The sequence below is a fragment of the Ramlibacter humi genome (assembly GCF_004681975.1).
GTDB lineage: Bacteria > Pseudomonadota > Gammaproteobacteria > Burkholderiales > Burkholderiaceae_C > Ramlibacter > Ramlibacter humi.
The window spans coordinates 1,061,162-1,083,920 of sequence record NZ_SMLK01000001.1; the positions used below are offsets into that span (position 1 = coordinate 1,061,162).

Consider the following 22,759-nt stretch of genomic DNA (forward strand, 5'->3'; position numbering starts at 1 on the left):
TTCGCCGCGGGCCGCGGTCAGGCGTACAACGGGTTGATCTTGCCGGCCTTGATGCCGTACTTCGCGATGGCTTCCGCCGCCTTGGCCGCGGGCAGCGCGCCGTCGTCGGCCAGGGCCTTGAGCGCCGCCACCACGATGTAGTGGCGGTTCACCTCGAAGTGCTCGCGCAGCTTGCTGCGGAAGTCGCTGCGGCCGAAGCCGTCGGTGCCCAGCACCTTGTAGCTGCGGCCCTTGGGCATGAAGGCGCGGATCTGTTCCGCGTACGCCTTGATGTAGTCGGTGGAAGCCACCACCGGGCCGGCGTGCGGCTCCAGCTGCTGCGTCACGAACGGCACGCGCGGCTGGTCCGACGGGTGCAGCAGGTTGGCTCGCTCGCAATCCTGGCCGTCGCGCGCCAGCTCGTTGAAGCTGGGGCAGCTCCACACGTTGGCCGACACGCCCCAGTCCTTCTCCAGCAGTTCCTGCGCGGCGATGGACTCGCGCAGGATGGTGCCGGAGCCCAGCAGGTTGACCATGGGCGCCTTCGCCTTCTTCGCGCCCGGCTTGAACAGGTACATGCCCTTGACGATCTGCTCCTCGGTGCCGGGCTGCAGGCCGGGCATCGGGTAGTTCTCGTTCAGCAGCGTGATGTAGTAGAAAACGTTGTCCTGCTTCTCCACCATGCGCTTGAGGCCGTGCTGCATGATCACGCCCACCTCGTGCGCGAACGTCGGGTCGTAGCTCACGCAGTTGGGGATGGTGCCGGCCAGCACGTGGCTGTGGCCGTCCTCGTGCTGCAGGCCCTCGCCGTTCAGCGTGGTGCGCCCCGAAGTGCCGCCCAGCAGGAAGCCGCGCGCCTGCATGTCGCCGGCCGCCCAGGCCAGGTCACCGACGCGCTGCAGGCCGAACATCGAGTAGTAGATGTAGAACGGCACCATGATGCGGTTGTTCGTCGAGTACGACGTCGCCGCGGCGATCCAGCTGGCCATGCCGCCGGCTTCGTTGATGCCTTCCTGCAGGATCTGGCCGCCCACGTCCTCCTTGTAGTAGGACACCTGGTCGCGGTCCTGCGGCGTGTACTTCTGGCCTTCCGGGTTGTAGATGCCGATCTGGCGGAAGAGGCCCTCCATGCCGAAGGTGCGGGCCTCGTCCACCAGGATGGGCACCGCGCGCGGACCCAGTTCCTTGTCGCGCAGCAGCGCGGTGAGAAAGCGCACGTAGGCCTGCGTGGTGCTGATCTCGCGGCCTTCGGCCGTCGGCTCCAGCACCGCCTTGAAGGTTTCCAGCGGCGGCACCTTCAGCTGTTCGTCGGCCTTGGTGCGGCGCTTGGGCAGGTAGCCGCCCAGGGCCTTGCGCCGCTCGTGCAGGTACTGCATCTCGGGCGTGTGCTCCTCCGGCTTGTAGAACGGGATGTCGGCCAGCTTGTCGTCCGGGATCGGGATGTTGAAGCGGTCGCGGAAGATCTTGATGTCCTCGTCCGTGAGCTTCTTGGCCTGGTGGGCGATGTTGCGGCCCTCGCCGGCCTTGCCCATGCCGAAGCCCTTCACCGTCTTGATCAGCAGCACCGTGGGCTGGCCCTTGTGGTTCACCGCCTGGTGGTAGGCCGCGTAAACCTTCTGCGGGTCGTGGCCGCCGCGGTTCAGGCGCCAGATGTCCGCGTCGCTCATCTTGGCGACCATCTCCAGCGCCTTGGGATGCTGGCCGAAGAAGTTCTTGCGCACGAAGGCGCCGTCGTTGGCCTTCATCGCCTGGTAGTCGCCGTCCAGGGTCTGCATCATGATTTGGCGCAGGATGCCTTCCTTGTCGCGCGCCAGCAGCGGGTCCCAGTAGCTGCCCCACACCAGCTTGATCACGTTCCAGCCGGCGCCGCGGAACTCGCCTTCCAGCTCCTGGATGATCTTGCCGTTGCCGCGCACCGGGCCGTCCAGGCGCTGCAGGTTGCAGTTGACGACGAAGATCAGGTTGTCCAGCTTCTCGCGCGCCGCCACGCCAATGGCGCCCAGCGATTCCACCTCGTCCATCTCGCCGTCGCCGCAGAAGGCCCACACCTTGCGGTTTTCGGTATTGGCGATGCCGCGGGCGTGCAGGTACTTCAGGAATCGCGCCTGGTAGATGGCCATCAGCGGGCCCAGGCCCATGGACACCGTGGGGAACTGCCAGAACTCCGGCATCAGCTTCGGGTGCGGGTAGCTGGACAGCCCCTTGCCGTCCACTTCCTGGCGGAAGTTCAGCAGCTGCTCCTCGGTGATGCGGCCTTCGAGGAAAGCGCGGGCGTAGATGCCGGGCGAGCTGTGGCCCTGCACGTAGAGGCAGTCACCACCGTGGTTCTCGCTCTCGGCGTGCCAGAAATGATTGAAGCCGGCGCCGAACATGGTGGCCAGCGAAGCGAACGAGCTGATGTGCCCGCCCAGGTCGCCGCCGTCTTCGGGGTGCAGGCGGTTGGCCTTCACCACCATGGCCATCGCGTTCCAGCGCATGTAGGCGCGCAGGCGCTCTTCCATCTCCAGGTTGCCGGGACAGCGCTCCTCGTCTTCCGGCTCGATGGTGTTGACGTAGCCGGTGGTGGCGGAGAACGGCATGTCGATACCGTGCTGCCGTGCTTCCTCCAGCAGCTGCTCGAGGAGGAAATGGCCGCGCTCGCGGCCTTCGGTGGAGATCAGCGCGGTGAGCGCGTCGATCCACTCGCGGGTTTCCTGGGCGTCGGCGTCGTTGGCCGCCGCGCCGAACGCTTGCTCGGGCTGGGCTGACATGGTTTTGTCTCCTGGAAGTTCGGGAATTTAGTACGCCAGCAACGGCTGGCCTGCGGCGGCGGGCAGTTTCGCACGAAATTCAGCACATTTCAAATCGTGCCGATGTATTTCACATCATGAATTTCATCAGGTACGGGCACTGGAAGGGCTCACCTACACTCCAAGGCTCCATGCAAGACAGCGTCGTTCCCGAGCTGCACGAAGTTGCGCCGCCGATGTCCTGGCTGCGGCGCTGGTGGCGCCGGCAGACGCCGGGCCGACAGGACCGCTTCGCCATGCTGGCGCCCCTGGCCGCCGTGATGCTGTTCCTCGCGGCCATCATCTCCGCGTTCTGGTACCTGCGGCTGGAAGAAATGGACCGCGAGCAGGAAGCTGTGCGGCGCGATGTGGAATATGCGCAGCAGCGCGTGCGCCTGCGCCTGCTGGAGCGGCAGGAACAGCTGATGCGCATCGCGCGCGACATCGCCAACAAGGACGTCGACCCGGAAGAATTCGTCGGCCGCGCCGAGACCCTGGTGATCCAGTACCCCGAGCTGCAGTCACTGGCCTGGATCGACGACCGCCGCCGCATCAAGGCCGATTACTCCGCGCCCAGCCTGCCGCCGCAGCAGCAGCGCGAAGCCGGCGACGTGCTCAAACCCGGCGAAACCGAAACCACCTTCCTGCTGGTGCGAGACCTGCAGCAGCCGGTGTACGCGCAGCCGGCGGGCGGCACGGAGCTGGCGCCGCTGCTACAACTGCACGTGCCGCTGGCGGACCAGGCGCGCTTCGCGGGCGTGATCCTGGCCGAGTACTCCATCGACGGCCTGCTGCGCTACGGCGTCCCCGCCGAAGTCTCCGCACGCTACGCCGTGTCGCTGCACGACGGCAAGGGCCGCCTGCTCGCGGGCCAGACCCTGCCGCCGCGCAACACCGCCGGCTGGCTGCCCTCCTGGGTCGCGCCGCGCACCAATGAATTCGAGGTGCCCGTCACGCCGGTGGGCAACGGGCTGGTGCTGCGCGGCCAGGCCTACCGCACGTCGCTGGGGCTGGTGGGCAGCGGGTTGTTCTGGCTGGTGGGCACGCTCAGCGCCATGACGGCGTGGATGCTGATCGGCAACTGGCGCCACACGCGCCGCCGCGTGCAGGCGCAGCAGGCGCTGATCGCCGAAACCAATTTCCGGCGCGCGATGGAGAACTCCATGCTCACCGGCATGCGCGCGCTGGACATGCAGGGCCGCATCACCTACGTGAACCCCGCGTTCTGCCAGATGACCGGCTGGAGCGAACCGGAGCTGGTGGGCCGCACCGCGCCCTTCCCCTACTGGCCCGACGCCGACCGCGAACAGCTGAACGCGCGGCTGGACGACGAACTGAACGGCCGCACCACCCCCGGCGGCTTCCAGGTGCGCGTCAAGCGCAAGGATGGCAGCCTGTTCGACGCGCGCATGTACGTCTCGCCGCTGATCGACCCCAAGGGGCACCAGACCGGCTGGATGACGTCGATGACGGACATCACCGAGCCGAACCGCATCCGCGAGCAGCTGTCCGCTTCGTACGAACGCTTCACCACGGTGCTGGAAGCGCTGGATGCTTCCGTGTCGGTGGCGCCGCTGGGCAGCGAGGAGCTGCTGTTCGCCAACAAGCTGTACCGCCTGTGGTTCGGCCTGCACACCGGCGGCCACCTGCAGATGGTGGCGCAGGCGGGCGTGCCCGACCAGCCGCGCACCGACGAATCGCTGGACGAGGTGGATTCCTTCGTCGGCCTGCCCACGGGGCAGTTGACGACGGCGCAGTCCGAGAACGCCGAGATCTTCGTCCCCGAACTGGGCAAGTGGCTGGAAGTGCGCTCACGCTACCTGAATTGGGTGGACGGCCGCCTGGCGCAGATGGTGATCGCCACCGACATCACGCCGCGCCGCCATGCGGAGGAACAGGCGTCCGCGCAGGCCGAGCGCGCGCAGGCCGCCAGCCGGCTGGTGACCATGGGCGAGATGGCGTCCAGCGTCGCGCACGAGTTGAACCAGCCGCTCACGGCGATCAACAACTATTGCAACGGCATGGTGTCGCGCATCCGCGGCGGGCAGATCCGCGAGGACGACCTGCTGAAGGCGCTGGAGAAGACCGCGCACCAGGCGCAGCGCGCGGGCCAGATCATCCAGCGCATCCGCAGCTTCGTGCGCCGCAGCGAACCCAATCGCACCGAGGCCGACGTGGCCACGATGGTGGGCGAGGCGGTGGAGCTGGCCGAGATCGAACTGCGCCGGCGCAACGTGCGGCTGTCGCACTACGTGGCCGCGCGCCTGCCCAAGCTGCTGGTGGACCCGATCCTGATCGAGCAGGTGCTGGTCAACCTGATGAAGAACGCAGCCGAGGCCATCGACCACGCGCGCCGCCCGCCCGCGCAGCGCAGCGTCGAACTGCGCGCCGTGCCGCGGCAGGTGGATGGCCAGGCGGTGGTGGAGTTCACCGTGCTGGACACCGGCAAGGGCCTGGCGCCCGAAGTGATGGACCGCCTGTACGAAGCCTTCTTCTCCACCAAGGTGGAAGGCATGGGCATCGGCCTGAACCTTTGCCGCTCCATCGTCGAATCGCACCAGGGCAGGATGCAGGCGGAGAACATCTACAATGGCGCGGACATCGCCGGCTGCCGATTCTCCTTCTGGCTTCCTGTGTCCGGCGCTATCAGTTCCGCAGCAAACAAGGACACCGGAGTAGTCGCATGAGCCTCATTCCCAAAAAGGGCACGGTGTACGTCGTCGACGACGACGAGGCCGTCCGCGACTCGCTGCAATGGCTGCTGGAAGGCAAGGACTACCGCGTCCGCTGCTTCGAATCGGCCGAGACCTTCCTCTCCCGCTACGACCCGCGCGAAGTCGCCTGCCTGATCGTCGACGTGCGCATGGGCGGCATGACGGGCCTGGAACTGCAGGACCGCCTGATGGAGCGGAAGTCCCCGCTGCCCATCGTCTTCATCACCGGCCACGGCGACGTGCCGATGGCGGTGAACACGATGAAGAAAGGCGCGATGGATTTCATCCAGAAGCCTTTCAAGGAAGAAGAACTGGTCAGCCTGGTCGAGCGCATGCTCGAACACGCCAAGGGCGCGTTCGCCGAATACCAGAGCGCCGCCAGCCGCGACGCCCTGCTCTCCAAGCTCACCAGCCGCGAAGCCCAGGTGCTGGAGCGCATCGTCGCCGGCCGCCTGAACAAGCAGATCGCCGACGACCTGGGCATCAGCATCAAGACCGTCGAGGCGCACCGCGCCAACATCATGGAAAAGCTCAACGCCAACACGGTCGCCGACCTGCTGAAGATCGCCCTGGGCCAGAACCAGGCGGCGAAGGCATGAGCCGCCGGGCCGCTCCCAAGGCGAATACCGCAGCGCGCAGCGCGGAGGTTTTCTAGTGCCGGCACAGCTGATCGACGGCAACGCACTCGCAAAAAAGATTCGTGCCGAAGTCGCGGGCCGCACCCGGGCACTGAAGGCGCGAGGCGTCCAGCCTTGCCTGGCCATCATCCTGGTCGGCGAAGACCCGGCCAGCCAGGTCTATACCAAGCACAAGGTCAACGACAGCACCGAGACCGGGCTGAAGGCCACGCTGGAGACCTACCCCGCCGACCTCAGCGAGGAAAAGCTGCTGGCCCGCATCCGCGAGCTGAACGCCGACAAGTCGGTGCACGGCATCCTGGTGCAGTTGCCGCTGCCCAGGCACATGGACAGCGGCAAGGTCATCGAAGCCATCTCGCCGGCCAAGGACGTCGACGGCTTCCACGTCGCCAGCGCGGGCGCGCTGGTCACGGGGCAGCCGGGCTTCTGGCCCTGCACGCCGTACGGCTGCCTGAAGATGCTGGAAGACATCGGCTACGACCTGCGCGGCAAGCACGCCGTGGTCATCGGCCGCAGCAACATCGTCGGCAAGCCGATGGCGCTGATGCTGCTGCAGAAGAACGCCACCGTCACCATCTGCCACAGCGCGACCAAGGACCTGGCGGCGCATACGCGGCAGGCCGACGTCGTCGTCGCGGCTGTCGGCAAGCGCAACGTGCTCACGGCCGACATGGTCAAGCCCGGCGCCGTGGTCATCGACGTCGGCATGAACCGCAACGAGGCCGGCAAGCTCTGCGGCGACGTCGACTTCGAAGGCGTGAAAGAAGTCGCCGGCTGGATCACGCCCGTGCCCGGCGGCGTGGGCCCCATGACCCGCGCGATGCTGCTGGTCAACACGCTCGAAGCCGCGGAACGCGCCGCCGCCTGATCGCCCGCGCTCTCCCACCGCCGAGCCGGCGGCCCCTCGTCTCCCGCTGATCTGCCTGCGCAGTGAAGGAAGGCGCGCGCCGCTTTCCTTCACTGCTTTCCTTTCACGTTCCTTTCATTCCGAACCCGTCCGTGGGTTTGGCGGTTAGGGCTTGTGCGGATGAAGAAACATATCGTGCATCGATATGCTTTTCATATATCGGCTGACGATATACCTGCGCAGTTCGTCCAGGAACAGGAGATCGCAATGAAGAATGTGCCCCCTTCGCCCGGCCGCCGCGCGCTGCTGCAGGCCGGCCTCGCCGGCGCCGGCAGCATGGCGCTGCCGTCCCTGCTCAACACGGCGCATGCCGCCGACCAATCGCCCATCGGCACGTGGCCGGCGGGCACGCAGGGCGATTCCGTCTTCATCGGCATCTCCGTCCCGCGCACCGGCACCTACGCCGTTCAGGGCGAGGATGAACTCAAGGGCTACCAGCTGGCCGTCGAGCACATCAACGAAGGCCACCCGCTGATCAAGGCAATCTCGCCGAAGACCAGGAAGGGCGTGCTGGGCAAGCAGCTGAAGTACGGCGTGGCCGATTCGGCCGCCAAGCCGAACGACGCGGTGCAGGCGCAGCAGCGCTTCATCACCGAGAACAAGGCGATCATGATCACCGGGGGCACGTCCAGCGCGGTAGCCGTGGCGCTGAACAAGCTGGCGCAGCGCGAGAAGGTGCTGTTCTGCTGCGGCATCTCGGGCTCCAACGACACCACCGGCAAGGACTGCGTGCGCTACGGCGTGCGCCAGAACATCTATGGCGAGACGGCCGCCAACGCCATCGGCCCGGCGCTGCTGAAGGCCTACGGCAAGAACAAGAAGGCGGCGTTCATGACGCCCGACTACACCTACGGCCACACGGTGACCAAGTCGGTGAACGACTTCCTCACCAAGAACGGCGGCTGGCAGATGGTGACCAATCAGGTCTCGCCGCTGGGCGCGCCGGACTACAGCTCCTACCTCACCAACATCGCCAACTCGGGCGCCGAGTTCCTGATCAACGTCAACTGGGGGCACGACGCCGTGCTGTCCACGCAGCAGGCCAAGCAGTTCGGCCTGCTGCCCAAGATGAAGCTGGTGATCCCCTACCAGATCCCCTTCCTGGCGCGCGAGGTCGGCCCGGAAGTGACGGAAGGCGTGTTCGCCGCCACCGACTTCTGGTGGACGATGGAAGACAAGTACCCGCTGGCCAAGCAGTTCGTCGAGGCCTTCGAGAAGAAGTTCGGCTACAAGCCCGAATGGGGCGCCGAGAACGCCTACATGGAGTTCGCGCTGTGGGCCGAGGCGGTGGAACACGCCGGCACCTTCTACCCGCCGGACGTGATCAAGTCGTACGAGTCGCCGCGCAAGCTCAACTCCATGGTGGGTGAAGTGAGCTGGCGCCCGCAGGACCACCAGCTGATCCGCCCCGTGGTCATCGTTCGCGGCAAGGCGCCCAGCGCCATGCGCAACAAGGAAGACTACTGGGAGGTCGTCGAGGTCGTGCCGGGCGCGGGCCTGATGCAGAAGCCGGACGCCTTCGGCTGCAACCTGGGCTCCTACACCTGACCCACCGGAGCACCGCGCGGGCCGCATGATCACCTGGTCGAACTTCCTCTCGCAGCTGTTCAACGGCCTCGCGCTCGGCGCCCTGCTGGCGCTGATCGCCTCGGGGCTGACGATCATCTACGGCACGCTCGGCGTGCTGAACCTGGCGCACGGCGCCATGTTCATGGTCGGCGGCTACGCCGGCTATGCCGCCTGGCAGGCGAGCGGCTCGTTCCTGCTCGCACTGGTGGCCGGCACGCTGTGCGTCGGCCTGCTCGGCGTGCTGATGGAGAGGGTGATCATCCGGCACTTCTACAACCGCCCCGGGGAGGACCAGCTGCTGGTCACTTTCGGGCTGGCGATCTGCTTCGTCGAACTGATCCGCCTGATCTTCTCCAGCCTGAGCAAGACGGTGACGCCGCCCACGATGCTCGCCGGCATCACCAACCTCGGGATCATGTTCTACCCGACCTACCGGCTCGCGGTGGTGGGCATCGTGGCGGTCGCGCTGCTGGCGCTCTACCTCGTGCTGTATCGCACGCGCCTCGGCCTGATCGTGCGCGCGGGCATCGACGACGCCGTGATGGTCGACTCGCTGGGCATCGACGTCTACCGCGTCTTCATGGTGGTGTTCGGCATCGGCTCCATGGCCGCGGGCTTCTCCGGCATCGTCAATGCGCCGGTGGTGTCGCTGACACCCGAGGTCGGCGAGGCCATCCTGGTGCAGACCTTCGTGGTGGTCGTCATCGGCGGTGTCGGCTCCTTCCCCGGGGCCGTGCTCGGCGGGCTGATCGCCGGCGAAATCATCAGCCTCACTTCCATGGTCAACCCCGGCTACGCGTACGTGATGCTGTTCGCGGCCATGACGCTGGTGCTGCTGATTCGGCCGCACGGACTGCTGGGCGCGCGAGGGCGCGAATGACCCGCAAGAGACGGTTTCTGCTTGAGATCCTCGCGGCGGTGTGCCTGATCGGCGTGCCCTACGTTCTGCCCTTGCTGGGCGCGGCGCCCAACACGGTCAACCGCATCCTGGTGTGGGGCCTGTTCGGCCTCGGCTTCGACATCCTGTTCGGCTACACGGGCCTGCTGTCGTTCGGCCAGTCGGCGTTCTACGGCACCGGCGGCTTCGTCGCCGCCTACCTGCTGACGCAGATGGGCTTTCCCAGCGTGCTGCTGGCGCTGGTGATCGGCATGGTGGCCGCGGCCATCGTCGGCTACCTGATCGGCCTGCTGGCGCTGCGGCGCACCGGCATCTACTTCGCCATGATCACCGTGGCCATCGCGGAGATCTTCTTCTTCGTCGAATTCAACCCGCTGTCCGAGTTCACCGGCGGCGAGAACGGCCTGCCGGGCGTGCCGACGCCGGTGCTGAACCTGGGCTTCACCACCCTGCACTTCACGTCCGGCTGGTCGCTGTATCCGTTCCTCGCGTTCTGCTACTTCGCCGGCCTGGTGATCGCGCGCCGCATCGTGCATTCGCCCGTCGGCGCGGTGCTGGAAGCCATCCGCGAAAACCCGTTGCGCGCGGCCGCCGTCGGCCACAACGTCCTCTCTTACAAGCGCACCGCCTTCGTCATCGCGGCGGCTTACGCGGGACTCGCGGGCGGCCTGCTGGGCGTGCTGCAGGCCTTCATGCCGCCGGACGCGTTCATGTTCGAGACCTCCGGCCAACTGATCATGCAGACGGTCATCGGCGGCCGCGGCACGCTCATCGGCCCGCTGCTCGGCGCCGGCGTGTGGCTGTTCCTGCAGGACTTCCTGCAGGCGACGCTGGGCCTCGGGGCCGCGTGGAAGCTGGTACTGGGCGTCGTGTTCGTGCTGCTGGTGTGCTTCCTGCGGCAGGGCATCATCGGCGGCCTGCGCGACCTGTGGGAGCGCACGGCCGGGCGCGGACACGTGGAGCAAGCCGCGGCTCCCGTCCCCGAGCCGGAACCGGTGGACGTGGCGCCTCTGCGCGCGACGCACCACGCCAACAAGGAATACGCCGGCCCCATCCTGCAGGCCACCGGCCTGACCAAGCGGTTCGGCGGCGTGGTGGCCAACCACGAGATCGACTTCTCGGTGCGCGCGGGCGAGCTGCGCGGGATCATCGGTCCCAACGGCGCCGGCAAGTCCACCTTCTTCAAGATGCTCACCTGCGAGATTCCGCCGACCGCAGGCCGCATCGTGTTCGAGGGCCGCGACATCACCGGCATGGACGTCACGGGCGTCTGCCAGCTGGGCCTCACCAAGAGCTACCAGGTGAACCAGCTGTTCAACAGGCTCACCGTGCGCCAGAACATCATCATCGCGGCGCTGGCGGAATTGCGCGGCAAGTTCCGCCTCGACCTGCTGCGCGGCGTGGAAAAGGTGCCGGGCCTGCGCGAACAGGTGGAGCAGACGCTGGCACTGGTGCGCCTCACGGCCCGCGCCGACGCGCCGGTCGCCGAGCTCGCCTATGGCGAGAAGCGCCGCCTGGAGATCGGCCTGGCGCTGGCTTCCTCGCCCACCCTGCTGCTGCTGGACGAGCCGCTGGCCGGCATGAGCCCGGCCGAGCGCACCGAGACCGTGGCGCTGCTGAAGTCCATCGCCCGCGGCCGCACGCTCGTCATCATCGACCACGACATGGACGCCCTGTTCGAACTCGCCGAGCGCATCACCGTGCTGCAGGAAGGCCGGCTGCTGGTCGAAGGCACGCCCGAAGAGGTCAAGGCCAACCCGCAGGTGCAGGAAGCGTACCTGGGCGGCGTGCACGAGGCGGTGGCGGCATGAGCGCCGCCCGGCCGCCCGGAGGCGCTCGCACCGCAGTGCGAAGCACGGAGGTGTTTCTGTGACTTTGCTGGAAGTCAAGGGCCTGAACAGCTACTACGGGGATTCGCACATCCTCTTCGACGTCGGCCTGCGCGTCGAGAAGAACGAAGTCGTCGCCCTCCTCGGCCGCAACGGCGCGGGCAAGAGCACCACGCTCAAGAGCTTGATGGGCGTGGTCACGCCGCGCAGCGGCTCGGTGGTGCTCGATGGCCAGCAGCTCGCCGGCCGCAAGAGCCACGCCATCGCGCGCGCCGGCATGCAGCTGGTGCACGAAGAGCGGCGCATCTTCGGCAGCCTCAACGTCGAGGAAAACCTGGTGCTGGCCGGCCTGACGGCGCCGGACCGCTGGCCGCTGGCCCGCGTCTACGAGATGTTCCCGCGCCTGAAGGAGCGCCGCACCAGCCGCGGCACGGACCTCTCGGGCGGCGAGCAGCAGATGCTGGCCATCGGCCGCGCGCTGATGCGGTCACCCAAGATCGTGCTGCTGGACGAGCCCTTCGAAGGCCTGGCGCCGGTGATCGTGCACGACCTCATGCAGGCCTGCCGCGACCTCGCCGACGCCGGCCAGACCATCGTGCTGGTGGAACAGAACCTGGCCGCCACGCTGCAGCTGGCCAAGCGCGTCTACTTCATCAACAACGGCCACATGGCGCACGAGAGCTCAGCCGCGGAATTGCGCTGCCGGCCGGACATCCTGCAGAAGTACCTGGGCGTGTAATCGCCGTCATCGGCAATGCCAATGTCCGATGGGCATTGAAGGATGGGCGGCTGCCTCAAAATGGGGCTCATGTCCGCCGCCAATCCCCTCCTCGACTTCCACGACCTTCCCCTCTTCGACCAGATCCGCCCGGAGCATGTAGCCCCGGCAATGGACGCCTTGCTCGCCGAGAGCGAAGCGGCGCTGGAAGCGGTGGTCAAGCCCGAATTCCCCGCCGACTGGCGCGCGCTGGCCGCGCGGCTCGACTGCACGACCGAGAAGCTCAGCCGTGCGTGGGGCGCGGTGAGCCACCTCAACGGCGTGGCCGACACGCCCGAGCTGCGCGCCGCCTACAACGAGGCGCTGCCCAAGGTCACCGAGTTCTGGACCCGCCTCGGGTCCGACGAACGCCTGTACGCCAAGTACAAGGCCATCGACTCGTCCAAGCTCAACGACGAGCAGCGCCAGGCGCTGAAGAACGCCGTGCGCAACTTCGTGCTGGGCGGCGCCGAACTGCAGGGCCAGGCCAAGGAGCGCTTCGCGCAGATTCAGGAGCGCCAGGCCGAGCTGAGCCAGAAGTTCAGCGAGAACGCGCTGGACGCAACCGATGCCTTCGCCTACTACGCCTCGGCGGAAGAACTGGCCGGCGTGCCCGAAGACGTGGTCCAGGCCGCGCGTGCCGCGGCCGAGGCCGAAGGCAAGGACGGCCACAAGCTCACGCTGAAGATGCCCAGCTACCTCCCGGTGATGCAGTTCGCGCACGACCGCGGGCTGCGCCAGAAGCTGTACCGCGCCTATGTCACGCGCGCCAGCGACCAGGCGCCGGAGGAATTCCGCAAGTTCGACAACGGCGCCAACATCCGCGAGATCCTGGCGCTGCGCAAGGAAGAAGCGCAACTGCTGGGCTACCGCAACTTCGGCGAAGTCTCGGTCGTGCCCAAGATGGCCGATTCGCCCGCGGAGGTGGTGAAGTTCCTGCGCGAGCTGGCCGCCAAGGCGCGTCCGTATGCGGAGAAGGACGTGGCCGACATGAAGGCTTTCGCGGCCGCCGAACTGGGCATCCGCGACCCGCAGCCCTGGGACTGGAGCTACATCGCCGAGAAGCTGAAGGAGTCGCGCTATGCGTTCAGCGAGCTGGAGGTGAAGCAATACTTCACCGCGCCCAAGGTGCTGGCGGGCCTGTTCAAGATCGTCGAGACGCTGTTCGAGGTGACCATCCGCCGCGACCACGCGCCGGTGTGGAACCCGGGGGTGGAGTTCTACCGCATCGAGCGTGAACGCAAGCAGCCCGAAGGCCACGTGATGACCGAGCTGGTGGGCCAGTTCTACCTGGACCCCGCGGCGCGCAACGGCAAGCGCGGCGGCGCCTGGATGGACGACGTGCGCGCGCGCTGGCTGCGCCCGGACGACGGCAAACTGCAGACGCCGGTGGCGCACCTGGTGTGCAACTTCGCCGAAGGCGTTGAAGGCAAGCCGCCGCTGCTGACGCACGACGACGTGATCACCCTCTTCCACGAATCGGGCCATGGACTGCACCACATGCTCACGCGCGTGAACGAGCGCGACGTCTCGGGCATCAGCGGCGTGGAATGGGACGCGGTGGAGCTGCCCAGCCAGTTCATGGAGAACTTCTGCTGGGAATGGACCGTGCTGCGCCACATGACGGCGCACGTGGACACGGGCGAGCCGTTGCCGCGCGAACTGTTCGACAAGATGCTGGCGGCGAAGAACTTCCAGGCCGGCCTGGGCACGCTGCGCCAGATCGAATTCGCGCTGTTCGACATGCTGCTGCACACGGAGCACGACCCTTCGGCCGAATTCATGCCGCTGCTGCGCCAGGTGCGCGAGGAAGTGTCGGTGCTGCCCGCGCCGGAATTCAGCCGCACGGCCCACACCTTCAGCCATATCTTCGCGGGCGGCTACGCGGCCGGCTACTACAGCTACAAGTGGGCGGAGGTGCTGTCCGCCGATGCGTACGCGGCATTTGAGGAGACCGCGACGCAGGACGGTTCCCCGAGCGTGGAAACCGGGCGAAAATACCGGCAGGCCATCCTGGAGGCCGGCGGCAGCCGGCCCGCCATGGAGTCGTTCAAGGCGTTCCGCGGCCGCGAGCCGTCGCTGGAAGCGCTGCTGCGGCACCAGGGCATGGCCTGAGGACGCAAGCAACAGAACGCACGGAGCAACACGATGACCCTGACCCGGATCCCCGCCCTGACCCCGGCCCGCGCCACCGCGCTGGCCCTTGCGCTGATCGCCGGCGCCGCCGGCGCGCAGCAGGTCTACCGGATCATGGGGCCCGACGGGAAGGTCACGTTCTCCGACAAGCCGCCGGCCGATACCGCCAAGGCGGGTCCGGCGCCCACCGTACCCGTGACGGGCGCCACGGCGGGCGGCGCCCTGCCGTTCGAACTGCGCCAGGTGGTGCAGCGCTATCCGGTGACGCTGTACGTGGGCCCGAATTGCGGTCCTTGCGGCTCGGGCCGGACGCTCCTGTCGCAGCGCGGCGTGCCGTTCACCGAAAAGACGGTGACCAGCAACGAAGACATCGCCGCGCTGGAAAGGCTGACCGGCAACTCGCCTTCGCTGCCGGTGCTCACCGTCGGTGGGCAGCAGCTGCGCGGCTACTCCGACGCGGAATGGGGCCAGTACCTGGACGCGGCCGGCTACCCGAAGTCGTCGCAGTTGCCGGCCGGCTACCGCAACCCCGCACCGACGCCGCTGGTGGCCACGGCCAAGCCGCCGGGGCCCGCGGCCGCCAATGAGCCGGCGGCTCCCGCACCGGCACCCGGGCCCGCGCTGCCGGCGGGCAGCAACCCGGCCGGCATCACTTTCTAAGAACGCGTCAGAAGTCCAGCGTGCGCACGCCAGAAGGCGTGCCCAGCAGGCAGACCGAAGCTTTCTGGTGGGCGAACACGCCCACGGTCACCACGCCGGGCCACTGGTTCACTTCGCTCTCGAAAGCCAGCGGCTGCGCGATCTTCAGTCCGCTGACGTCCAGCAGGTGCTGCCCATTGTCAGTGACGATGGGCACGCCATCCTTCAGCCGCAGCCGCGCCTGGCCGCCCATGGCGGCGAACTGACGCGTGATGCGCGCCGCCGCCATCGGGATGACTTCCACCGGAACCGGGAAGTTGCCGAGCACCGGCACCAGCTTGCTTTCGTCGGCGATGCAGACGAAGCGGCGCGACTGGGCCGCGACGATCTTCTCGCGCGTGAGCGCGGCGCCGCCGCCCTTGATCATGTGGCCGCCGCCGTCGATCTCGTCGGCGCCGTCGATGTAGACCGCGAGTTCTTCCACCTCGTTCGCATCGAACACCGGGATGCCAATGGCCTTCAGCCGTTCCGTGCTGGCGACCGAACTGGACACCGCCCCGCGCACCTGGTCCTTCATCGCTGCCAGCGCCTCGATGAACTTGTTCACCGTGGACCCGGTGCCCACGCCCACGATGCCGCCCGGCTCCACGTAGCGCAGCGCCGCCTGCCCGACCAGCGCCTTCAACTCATCTTGCGTCACGCGACAATCCCCTGCTTGGTTGACTGACGGAATTATCCATGCCCCTCCTGCCCTACCCGCTCGCGCGCCCCTTCCTGTTCGGCCTGGACCCCGAAGCCGCGCACGACCTGACGCTGGGCACCATCGCCCGCCTGCAGGGGACGCCGCTGGCGCTGGCATGGTGCTCCAGCTTCGTGCGCGACCCGATCGAGCTGGCGGGGCTGCGCTTTCCCAACCGCGTGGGACTGGCCGCCGGCCTGGACAAGAACGCGCGCTGCATCGACGGCCTGGGCGCGATGGGCTTCGGCTTCGTGGAGGTGGGCACCGTCACGCCCAAGCCGCAGCCGGGCAACCCGAAGCCGCGCATGTTCCGCCTGCCGCAAGCCGGCGCGCTGATCAACCGGCTGGGCTTCAACAACGACGGACTGGATGCCTTCGTCGCCAACGTGAAGCGCTCGTCGTTCCGCCAGCAGGGCCGCATCCTGGGCCTGAACATCGGCAAGAACGCGGCGACGCCCATCGAGAACGCGACGGACGACTACCTGAAGGGCCTGGCGGGCGTGTACCCGCACGCCGACTACGTCACCGTCAATATCTCCAGCCCCAACACCAAGAACCTGCGCGCGCTGCAGTCGGACGAGGCACTGGATGCGCTGCTGGGCGCACTGGCGCAGCGGCGCGAGGAACTGGCGCGCGAGCACGGCCGCCGCGTGCCCCTGTTCGTGAAGATCGCGCCGGACCTGGACGAAGCGCAGGTGGACGTCATCGCCGCGACGCTGCGGCGCCACGGCATGGATGGCGTCATCGCCACCAACACCACCATCTCGCGTGACGCGGTGAAGGGCATGCCGCACGCGCAAGAGACCGGCGGCCTGAGCGGCGCGCCCGTGCTGGCAGCCAGCAACCGCGTGATCGCGCAGTTGCGCGCCACGCTGGGCAGCGGCTTCCCCATCATCGGCGTGGGAGGCATCCTCAGCGCGGAAGACGCGGTGGCCAAGGTGAAGGCGGGCGCCGACGTGGTGCAGATCTACACCGGCCTGATCTACAAGGGCCCGGCGCTCATCGCCGAATCGGCGCGCGCACTGAAAGTGCTGCGCGCGGCCTAAGCCAGCATCGCGGCCACGTCTTCGGCGATGGCCATCGCGCTGGTGAGACCCGGCGACTCGATGCCGAACAGGTTCGCCAGCCCCGGCACGCCATGCCGCGCGGGGCCGTCGATGCGGAAGTCGGCGGCCTTCTCGTGCGGTCCGTGGATCTTGGGCCGCACGCCGCTGTAGCTGGGCTGCAGCGCGCCATCGGGCAGTCCCGGCCAGTAGCGGCGCACCTCCGCGTAGAAGCCTTCGGCGCGCGCCGGGTCCACCTGGTAGTCGATCTGCTCCGGCGTGGCCACGTCCAGCCACTCGATGTCCGGGCCGAACTTGGCCTGGCCGCCCAGGTCCACGGTCAGGTGCGTGCCCAGGTGCGCGTCGGCCGGCGCGGGATAGATCAGCCGGCTGAACGGCGCCTTGCCCGCCAGCGAGTAGTAGTTGCCCTTGGCGAACCACTCGCGCGGCACGTGCGCCGGATCCAGTCCTTCGAAGCGGCGAGCCAGTGCGCACGCATGCAGCGACGCCGCGTTCACCAGCAGCGAAGTGCCGATCTCCGTGCCGTCGGCCAGGCGCAGGACGTGCAAGCCACCTTCGCCCGCCAGCTTCGCCGAGGCCAGCGGCGAGCCGAAAGCCACCATGCCGCCTTCGCGCTCGAGGTCACCCTGCAGCGCGAGCATGAAGCCGTGGCTGTCGACGATGCCGGTGCTCGGCGAGCTGAGCGCCGCGATGCAGCGCAGCCCCGGCTCCGCGGCGATCGCCTGGTCCGCGTCCAGCCACTCCACCTCGACGCCGTTGGCGGCGGCGCGCTCCTGCAGGCCGAGCAGCGCACGCACTTCGGCTTCGTCCTGCGCCACCGTGAACTTGCCGCAGCGGCGGTGCTCGACGCCGTGGCTGGCGCAAAGCTCGTAAAGAAGCTGCTTGCCCCGCACGCACAGCCGCGCCTTCAGCGAGCCGGGTGCGTAGTACAGGCCGGCGTGGATCACCTCGCTGTTGCGCGAGCTCACGCCCTGGCCAATGCCGTCCTGAGCTTCCAGGACGATGGTTTCGCGTCCCGCCCGGGCCAGCGCGCGCGCCACCGCCAACCCGACGACACCCGCTCCGGCGATGACTGCCTCGACCTGCTCCACGCCGACCTTCCGCAAAGAAGAAGCCGGCGCGAAAGCCGGCTCGGTGAATCTGGATACGCCCGGCAGCGCTGCGTGCCGGGCCGCCGGATTGTAGGGACCGCCACCGGGCAAGCCGTTCGGCCCCGTGGGCGAACCTTTCGTCGCAGCTCAACCGCACTTGTAACAAGCAAGATCGTGAAATTTTGCCGAATTCCGCTAAGTGGTTGATTTTGGCCGATGAATGTGTAGCAACTTGTTGCGAGTACTGTTACAGTCTGCTCACGCTTAGGGCGTTTCCCTAACCTTCCCGGTAGTTCCTCCTTAAGGCGCTGACCGGACTTCTCGAGGAGAAACCATGAAACTGTCCACCACGGCCCGCATCGCCGCCATCTGCCTCGCCGCACTGGCCGGCGCCGCCCACGCCGACACGCAGAGCATCACCGTCAGCGCCACCGTCAGCGGCGTCTGCAAGCTGACCGCCTTCCCGAACATGACCTTCACCGCGCTGGACCCGACCAGCGCGGCCGACGGCAGCGGCAGCACCACCATCCAGTACAAGTGCACCAAGGGCACGGCACCGTCGTCGTTCACGGTGGGCGGCTCCAGCACCGGCACGTACAGCGGGACCGGCGCCAACGCGCTGGCGGGTACCGGCGGCAACCTCGACACCATCCCGTACACCATCACCTGGACGGCCCCGACGGCGGCAGGCAGCGGCTTCGGCACCGGCAGCACCGCCACCTCGGTGAGCCTGACCGGCGCCATCCTGAACGCCAACTACGTCAACGTGAAGGCCGACACCTACTCCAAGCAGGTGGCCATCGTCATCGCTCCCTGATGCGCCAGAGGCCGAGCCTTCGCGCGGCCGCGGCAATCCCCGGGTTCCGGATGAACCGGCTGGCACGCCACGCGGCGAACGCGCGCGCGCAGGTGCTGGCGGCGGCTGCGGCTGCCTGCCTGGCCCTCCCCTGCGCCGCGGCCGACAACGCGAGCATCACGGTGAGCGCCACGGTGCTGTCCAAATCGAACTGCCGCTTCAGTTCGAACGCCACGCTGGCGATCAACCTCGGCGCCATCGACCCCTCGGGGAGCACCACGGCCTCCGGCAACGTCGGCACCAGCTTCAAGTGCGGCGGCTCGGCGCCAACGGCCTCGTACACGGTCACGGCGGACGACGGGCTGTACTCGCCCGGCGCGGGCCTGCGCCGGCTGCGGCATGCGACGGTGACCACCGAGTTCATGGACTACAGCCTGGCGATCTCGCCCAGCGCGGGCCTGGCCAACAAAAACCAGGTTGTCAATGTCACGGTCACGGCCGACGTCGCGCCGGCCGCCTATGGCGGCGCGAGATCCGGCAACTACTCCGATACAGTCGTGCTGACGGTCTCACCCTGAGGCCCTTGACCCGCGTGACCACGCGCCGCAGTCCAAGATGCCCGACTTTCCGCCGCTTCGATCCCTGGCCGCCGCCCTCGCCGCGGCCTGCGCCGTCCTGCCCTGCGCCGCGGGCGATTTCTCCGTCACGCCGATCCGGGCCGAGCTCAAGGCGGGGGCGCTGAACGAGACCATCACCGTCACCAACCACGCCGACACCAAGCTGCGCGCGTCGGTCAAGCTGATGGAGTGGACGCAGGACGAGTCCGGCGGCGACGTGTACAAGGACAGCGGCGACCTGATCTACTTTCCGCGCCAGCTCGAGATCGAGCCGCAGGGCAAGCGCCTGGTTCGCATCGGCGCGAAGGCGCCGGCAGGCGTGACGGAACGCACCTATCGCCTCTTCATCGAGGAAGAGCCGGAGCCGGGCGCGCAGCAGCGCGGCGCCAACGTGTCCTTCCTCTTCCGCTTCGGCGTGCCGGTCTTCCTGCCGCCAGCCAATCCCAAGCCCGAGCCGGACGTCGCCGCCGCCACGCTGTCCGGCGGCAAGCTCTCGCTGCCGGTGCGCAACCGCGGCAACCAGCATTTCCGGCTCACCAAGGTGACGTTCGCCGACGGCGCCGGCTGGTCCAGCGAAGCCACCGGCTGGTATTCGCTGGCCGGCACGCAGCGGACCTACACCGCCGCCGTCCCGCCGGAGGTCTGCGCCAAGGCCAGGACCTTGACCGTGCTGGCCGAAGGCGAGGACCTCCGCTTCGAGCGCAGCGTGAATGTGGATCCGGCCGCCTGCCGCTGAGCCGCGGCTTCCACGCACCGCAACGCACCTGCACCGCGCCGCCCGGGGCGCGCGGCGCGGCACGGCGCTCGGCCTCGCCCTCTCGCTTCTGCTGCACGCACCGGCGCCGTTCGCCCAGACGGCGGCGGCCGTGGAAGGCGAGCAGCTCATCGCCACCGTGCGCGTGAACACCCTCACCCGCGGCGACGTGGTGGTGCTGCGCCGCCCCGACGGCGACTGGTGGGTAGGCGAGGCCGACCTGAAGAACCTGAACCTCGCGCCGGATCCGGCCGCGCGCCGGGCCTACGGCGGCGAAGCGTTCTACTCATTGCGCGCGCTCGGCGCGGCCACCTTGCTGTTCAACGAGCCGACGCTGACGCTGGCGGTGGAATTTCCGGCCCAGGCGCTGGGCGAGACGCACATCGACCTGTCCGCTCGGCCGCCCCCGCCGCCCCCCGCCGCGCGCCAGACCAGCCTGGTCATGAGCTACCGCCTGTCCATGCAGCCCGCGCTGCAGGGCCAGGCCGCGCGCACCGCGCTGGCCACCGACACCAACGTGCGCATCGGGCCGGTGCTGCTGCGGCAGGAGATGCGCATCGACAGCGGCGCGCTGCAGCGCCACGTGCTGCGCGGCCAGACGCAGGCCATCTGGGACGATCCGCAGCGCGGCACGCGACTGATCGCCGGCGACCTGGTCTCCAGCGGCGGCGCTTTCGGCGGCACGATCACCGGCGCGGGCGTGCTGTACCAGCGGCTGTTCGACCTGCAGCCCGGGCTGATCAAGCAGCCCACGGCCACGCTGCGCGCCAGCACCGCCCTGCCGGCGGAGGTGGAGGTCTCGGTCGACGGCACGCCGCTCTACCGCGGCCGCGTGCCGCCCGGGCCGCTGGTGATGGACAACCTGCTGCTGTACGGCGGCACCCGCAACGTGCGCGTGACCATCACCGACGCTTCCGGCCGGCGCGAAGTGATCGAGCAGCCGTTCATGTTCACCGACGCGGTGCTGGCGAAGGGGCTGCACGAGTTCAGCTACTTCGCCGGCAAGCGGTCCGGCATCGGCGCCGACGGGCAGATCCGCTACGGTGAACCCGCCTGGCAGGGCTTCCACCGGTACGGCGCCACCGACCACGTCACCATCGCCGCGGGCGGCGAAGGCAACCGCGATTTCACCAACGCGGGCGTGGGCGCGGCAGTGCGCGCCGACGGCGTCGGCCTGGTGGCCGGCGAGGTGCTGGCCAGCCAGGACCACGAGCGCCACACGCGTTCGCTGGGATGGGCGGGCCGGTACACGTACCAGCTGCCCGAGTCGTCCCTGGCGGTCTCGCGCCGCCGCTTCGCCGCCGGCTTCCGCAGCTTCGCCACTTCGGCGCTCAGCCCGTTCCTGCGCGACGAGACCCAGCTGGTCGCCGCCACGCGCCTGTTCAGGGGCACGATCTCGCTGGAGCTGTTGCGCAGCGAGGACGCGCTCGAGCGGCGGCGCACCGGCGCGCTGCGCTACGCCACGGGCTTCGCCAACGGCGTGACGCTGACGACGGAACTGCAGCGCACCCGCACCGCGGCGCAGAACGACTGGAGCCTGAACGTGTACCTGCGCGTGGACCTCGACGGCAATCGCTGGGCCGAAGGCCGGCTGCGGCACGGCAACGGCCTGCGCGAACTCACGGCCGAAGCGGGACAGCAGGCGCCCACGGGTGAAGGCCTTGGCTGGCGGGTGGGCACGACGCAGCTGGAACAGGCGGGCGTGCGTTCCAGCGAGGCGCGCGGCGCGCTGCAGTGGAACCTGCGTCCCGTGACGCTGGAGGCCTACACGACCACGGCGCTGAACGGCGGCAGCCAGTACGCCGAATTCGCGGCCTCCGGCGCGCTGGTGGCGGTGGACGGTTTCGTGGGCCTCACCCGGCAGGTGAACGAAGGCTTCGTGCTCGCCCGGCTGGGCGTGCCGCAGGAAGGCATCGAAGTCTTCCTGAACAACCAGAGCCAGGGCCGCACCGACGGCCAGGGCCAGCTGTTCATCCCGGGCGTGGGGCCGTTCGGCAGCCAGGACGTCACCATCGACGAAAAGTCGCTGGGCATGCAGTACTCGCTGACGGCACGGCGCCAGGTCTTCGCACTGCCCTACCGGGGCGGCATGGTCGTCGATTTCGGCGGGCAGCGCCTGCGCGCGGTGGCCGGCATGGCGTGGGCCGGCGTGGGGGCCGGGCGCACGCCCATCGCATCGCGCGTGTTCACGCTCTCCGGCGACGCGGGCAAGCTGGTGGTCGAAACCACGCGCGCGGGCGACTTCTACCTGGACAACGCGCCGCCCGGCCGCTACACGGGTGCGCTGGAACGGGGCGGGAAGACCTATGCTTGCCGCATGGACGTACCCGACAGCGCCGAAGCCGTGCTCGAACTGAAGGAAGGCATCGTCTGTGAATAGCCGCATCGCCCACGCCTTTGCCGCCGCCCTGCTCGCGGCGGCGGCCACCTGCCACGCGGCCACGGCGTGCCGCATCACGTCGACGGGCGGCGTCGCCTTCGGCGGCTACGACGTGATGGACGCCGCGCCCGCCGACACCGTGCTCAACGTCGCGGTGGCATGCGACCGCGACGGCGGCCCGTCATCGGTGAGTGTCGTCCTGCGCCTCAACCAAGGCACCTGGGGCAGCTCGGTCAGCGCACGCAAGATGCGACACGCCACCAGTGCCACGGACTTCCTGAACTACGGCCTGTACCGGGACATCGGCCGCAGCGCGGCCTGGGGCTTCACGCCAGGCATCGACACCGTCTCGCAGACGCTGAGCGTGCCGAACAAGGGCTCCGCGTCCACCAACTTCCCGGTCTACGGCCGCATCCCGGCGCTGCAGGACGTGCGCGCGGGCAGCTACTCCGACTCGGTGCAGATCACGGTCACGCCGTGATCG

At 68.5% G+C, this 22,759-nt stretch carries 18 protein-coding genes; 15 read left to right on the plus strand and 3 right to left on the minus strand.

Annotation, left to right across the window (positions count from 1 at the left end):
* Positions 1 to 17: 17 nt before the first annotated feature.
* Complete coding sequence (gene aceE / locus EZ216_RS04880; RefSeq protein ID WP_135248432.1) at positions 18 to 2,729, minus strand: pyruvate dehydrogenase (acetyl-transferring), homodimeric type; 2,712 nt, start codon at positions 2,727 to 2,729, stop codon at positions 18 to 20.
* A gap of 170 nt (positions 2,730 to 2,899) precedes the next feature.
* Between aceE and EZ216_RS04885 the strand changes: the two genes are divergently transcribed.
* The 9 genes from EZ216_RS04885 (at position 2,900) to EZ216_RS04925 (ending at position 14,855) form a co-directional block, all read left to right on the plus strand.
* Entirely contained in the window at positions 2,900 to 5,434 is a 2,535-nt protein-coding gene (locus EZ216_RS04885; protein WP_135248433.1) for a PAS domain-containing sensor histidine kinase, read from the plus strand.
* Positions 5,431 to 6,060 (plus strand): response regulator transcription factor, encoded by a 630-nt coding sequence (locus EZ216_RS04890; protein ID WP_135248434.1) that lies wholly within the window; start codon positions 5,431 to 5,433, stop codon positions 6,058 to 6,060. Before EZ216_RS04885 ends, EZ216_RS04890 begins: the two co-directional genes overlap by 4 nt.
* A 55-nt stretch (positions 6,061 to 6,115) precedes the next feature.
* Positions 6,116 to 6,967, plus strand: coding sequence for a bifunctional methylenetetrahydrofolate dehydrogenase/methenyltetrahydrofolate cyclohydrolase FolD (folD, locus tag EZ216_RS04895; RefSeq protein ID WP_135248435.1), 852 nt, complete (start codon positions 6,116 to 6,118; stop codon positions 6,965 to 6,967).
* A 246-nt stretch (positions 6,968 to 7,213) separates the two neighbouring features.
* Complete coding sequence (locus EZ216_RS04900) at positions 7,214 to 8,554, plus strand: substrate-binding protein (protein WP_205959617.1); 1,341 nt, start codon at positions 7,214 to 7,216, stop codon at positions 8,552 to 8,554.
* 25 nt (positions 8,555 to 8,579) lie between these two features.
* Complete coding sequence (locus tag EZ216_RS04905) at positions 8,580 to 9,455, plus strand: branched-chain amino acid ABC transporter permease (protein WP_135248436.1); 876 nt, start codon at positions 8,580 to 8,582, stop codon at positions 9,453 to 9,455.
* Entirely contained in the window at positions 9,452 to 11,284 is a 1,833-nt protein-coding gene (locus EZ216_RS04910) for a branched-chain amino acid ABC transporter ATP-binding protein/permease (protein WP_135248437.1), read from the plus strand. Before EZ216_RS04905 ends, EZ216_RS04910 begins: the two co-directional genes overlap by 4 nt.
* A 58-nt stretch (positions 11,285 to 11,342) precedes the next feature.
* Positions 11,343 to 12,041 (plus strand): ABC transporter ATP-binding protein, encoded by a 699-nt coding sequence (locus tag EZ216_RS04915; RefSeq protein ID WP_135248439.1) that lies wholly within the window; start codon positions 11,343 to 11,345, stop codon positions 12,039 to 12,041.
* Positions 12,042 to 12,110: 69 nt separating this feature from the next.
* Positions 12,111 to 14,174 carry a M3 family metallopeptidase gene (locus EZ216_RS04920; protein WP_135248441.1) on the plus strand — a complete coding sequence of 688 codons (2,064 nt, stop codon included), beginning with the start codon at positions 12,111 to 12,113 and terminating at the stop codon, positions 14,172 to 14,174.
* Between the two features lie 33 nt (positions 14,175 to 14,207).
* Complete coding sequence (locus tag EZ216_RS04925; RefSeq protein WP_135248442.1) at positions 14,208 to 14,855, plus strand: glutaredoxin family protein; 648 nt, start codon at positions 14,208 to 14,210, stop codon at positions 14,853 to 14,855.
* Positions 14,856 to 14,862: 7 nt separating this feature from the next.
* On the opposite strand, the gene rpiA is transcribed toward EZ216_RS04925, so the two are convergent.
* A complete protein-coding gene (rpiA, locus tag EZ216_RS04930; RefSeq protein WP_167772780.1) occupies positions 14,863 to 15,534 on the minus strand; it encodes a ribose-5-phosphate isomerase RpiA in 672 nt (223 codons plus the stop codon).
* A 38-nt stretch (positions 15,535 to 15,572) separates the two neighbouring features.
* Between rpiA and EZ216_RS04935 the strand changes: the two genes are divergently transcribed.
* Positions 15,573 to 16,619, plus strand: coding sequence for a quinone-dependent dihydroorotate dehydrogenase (locus EZ216_RS04935; RefSeq protein WP_135248444.1), 1,047 nt, complete (start codon positions 15,573 to 15,575; stop codon positions 16,617 to 16,619).
* Here the strand turns inward: EZ216_RS04935 and EZ216_RS04940 are convergent.
* Positions 16,616 to 17,728: an NAD(P)/FAD-dependent oxidoreductase gene (locus tag EZ216_RS04940; RefSeq protein WP_135248445.1), complete on the minus strand. Its 1,113-nt coding sequence runs from the start codon at positions 17,726 to 17,728 to the stop codon at positions 16,616 to 16,618. The two genes, EZ216_RS04935 and EZ216_RS04940, sit on opposite strands and share 4 nt — an antisense overlap.
* A 334-nt stretch (positions 17,729 to 18,062) precedes the next feature.
* Here EZ216_RS04940 and EZ216_RS04945 point away from each other — a divergent pair, with 334 nt between their 5' ends.
* Genes EZ216_RS04945 through EZ216_RS04965 form a run of 5 tightly spaced genes read left to right on the plus strand, consistent with a single transcriptional unit; the run spans position 18,063 to position 22,756 of the window.
* Complete coding sequence (locus tag EZ216_RS04945) at positions 18,063 to 18,545, plus strand: spore coat protein U domain-containing protein (protein WP_135248446.1); 483 nt, start codon at positions 18,063 to 18,065, stop codon at positions 18,543 to 18,545.
* Positions 18,546 to 18,595: 50 nt separating this feature from the next.
* A complete protein-coding gene (locus EZ216_RS04950) occupies positions 18,596 to 19,102 on the plus strand; it encodes a spore coat protein U domain-containing protein (RefSeq protein ID WP_167772831.1) in 507 nt (168 codons plus the stop codon).
* A 37-nt stretch (positions 19,103 to 19,139) separates the two neighbouring features.
* The gene (locus EZ216_RS04955; RefSeq protein WP_135248448.1) at positions 19,140 to 19,877 is read left to right on the plus strand and encodes a fimbrial biogenesis chaperone; all 738 of its coding nucleotides are present in this window, start codon (positions 19,140 to 19,142) and stop codon (positions 19,875 to 19,877) included.
* Positions 19,852 to 22,275, plus strand: coding sequence for a fimbria/pilus outer membrane usher protein (locus EZ216_RS04960; RefSeq protein ID WP_135248449.1), 2,424 nt, complete (start codon positions 19,852 to 19,854; stop codon positions 22,273 to 22,275). The genes EZ216_RS04955 and EZ216_RS04960 overlap by 26 nt, the downstream gene beginning before the upstream one ends.
* Positions 22,268 to 22,756 (plus strand): Csu type fimbrial protein, encoded by a 489-nt coding sequence (locus EZ216_RS04965; protein ID WP_135248450.1) that lies wholly within the window; start codon positions 22,268 to 22,270, stop codon positions 22,754 to 22,756. Before EZ216_RS04960 ends, EZ216_RS04965 begins: the two co-directional genes overlap by 8 nt.
* The last annotated feature ends 3 nt before the right edge of the window (positions 22,757 to 22,759 follow it).

What these genes read in the sequence shown, in the direction of transcription:
- aceE (WP_135248432.1), bottom strand. Translation starts at nt 2,729, where the DNA reads ATGTCAGCCCAGCCCGAGCAAGCGTTCGGCGCGGCGGCCAACGACGCC.
- EZ216_RS04885 (WP_135248433.1), top strand. Translation starts at nt 2,900, where the DNA reads ATGCAAGACAGCGTCGTTCCCGAGCTGCACGAAGTTGCGCCGCCGATG.
- EZ216_RS04890 (WP_135248434.1), top strand. Translation starts at nt 5,431, where the DNA reads ATGAGCCTCATTCCCAAAAAGGGCACGGTGTACGTCGTCGACGACGAC.
- EZ216_RS04900 (WP_205959617.1), top strand. Translation starts at nt 7,214, where the DNA reads ATGAAGAATGTGCCCCCTTCGCCCGGCCGCCGCGCGCTGCTGCAGGCC.
- EZ216_RS04905 (WP_135248436.1), top strand. Translation starts at nt 8,580, where the DNA reads ATGATCACCTGGTCGAACTTCCTCTCGCAGCTGTTCAACGGCCTCGCG.
- EZ216_RS04910 (WP_135248437.1), top strand. Translation starts at nt 9,452, where the DNA reads ATGACCCGCAAGAGACGGTTTCTGCTTGAGATCCTCGCGGCGGTGTGC.
- EZ216_RS04920 (WP_135248441.1), top strand. Translation starts at nt 12,111, where the DNA reads ATGTCCGCCGCCAATCCCCTCCTCGACTTCCACGACCTTCCCCTCTTC.
- EZ216_RS04925 (WP_135248442.1), top strand. Translation starts at nt 14,208, where the DNA reads ATGACCCTGACCCGGATCCCCGCCCTGACCCCGGCCCGCGCCACCGCG.
- EZ216_RS04935 (WP_135248444.1), top strand. Translation starts at nt 15,573, where the DNA reads ATGCCCCTCCTGCCCTACCCGCTCGCGCGCCCCTTCCTGTTCGGCCTG.
- EZ216_RS04945 (WP_135248446.1), top strand. Translation starts at nt 18,063, where the DNA reads ATGAAACTGTCCACCACGGCCCGCATCGCCGCCATCTGCCTCGCCGCA.
- EZ216_RS04950 (WP_167772831.1), top strand. Translation starts at nt 18,596, where the DNA reads ATGAACCGGCTGGCACGCCACGCGGCGAACGCGCGCGCGCAGGTGCTG.
- EZ216_RS04955 (WP_135248448.1), top strand. Translation starts at nt 19,140, where the DNA reads ATGCCCGACTTTCCGCCGCTTCGATCCCTGGCCGCCGCCCTCGCCGCG.
- EZ216_RS04960 (WP_135248449.1), top strand. Translation starts at nt 19,852, where the DNA reads ATGTGGATCCGGCCGCCTGCCGCTGAGCCGCGGCTTCCACGCACCGCA.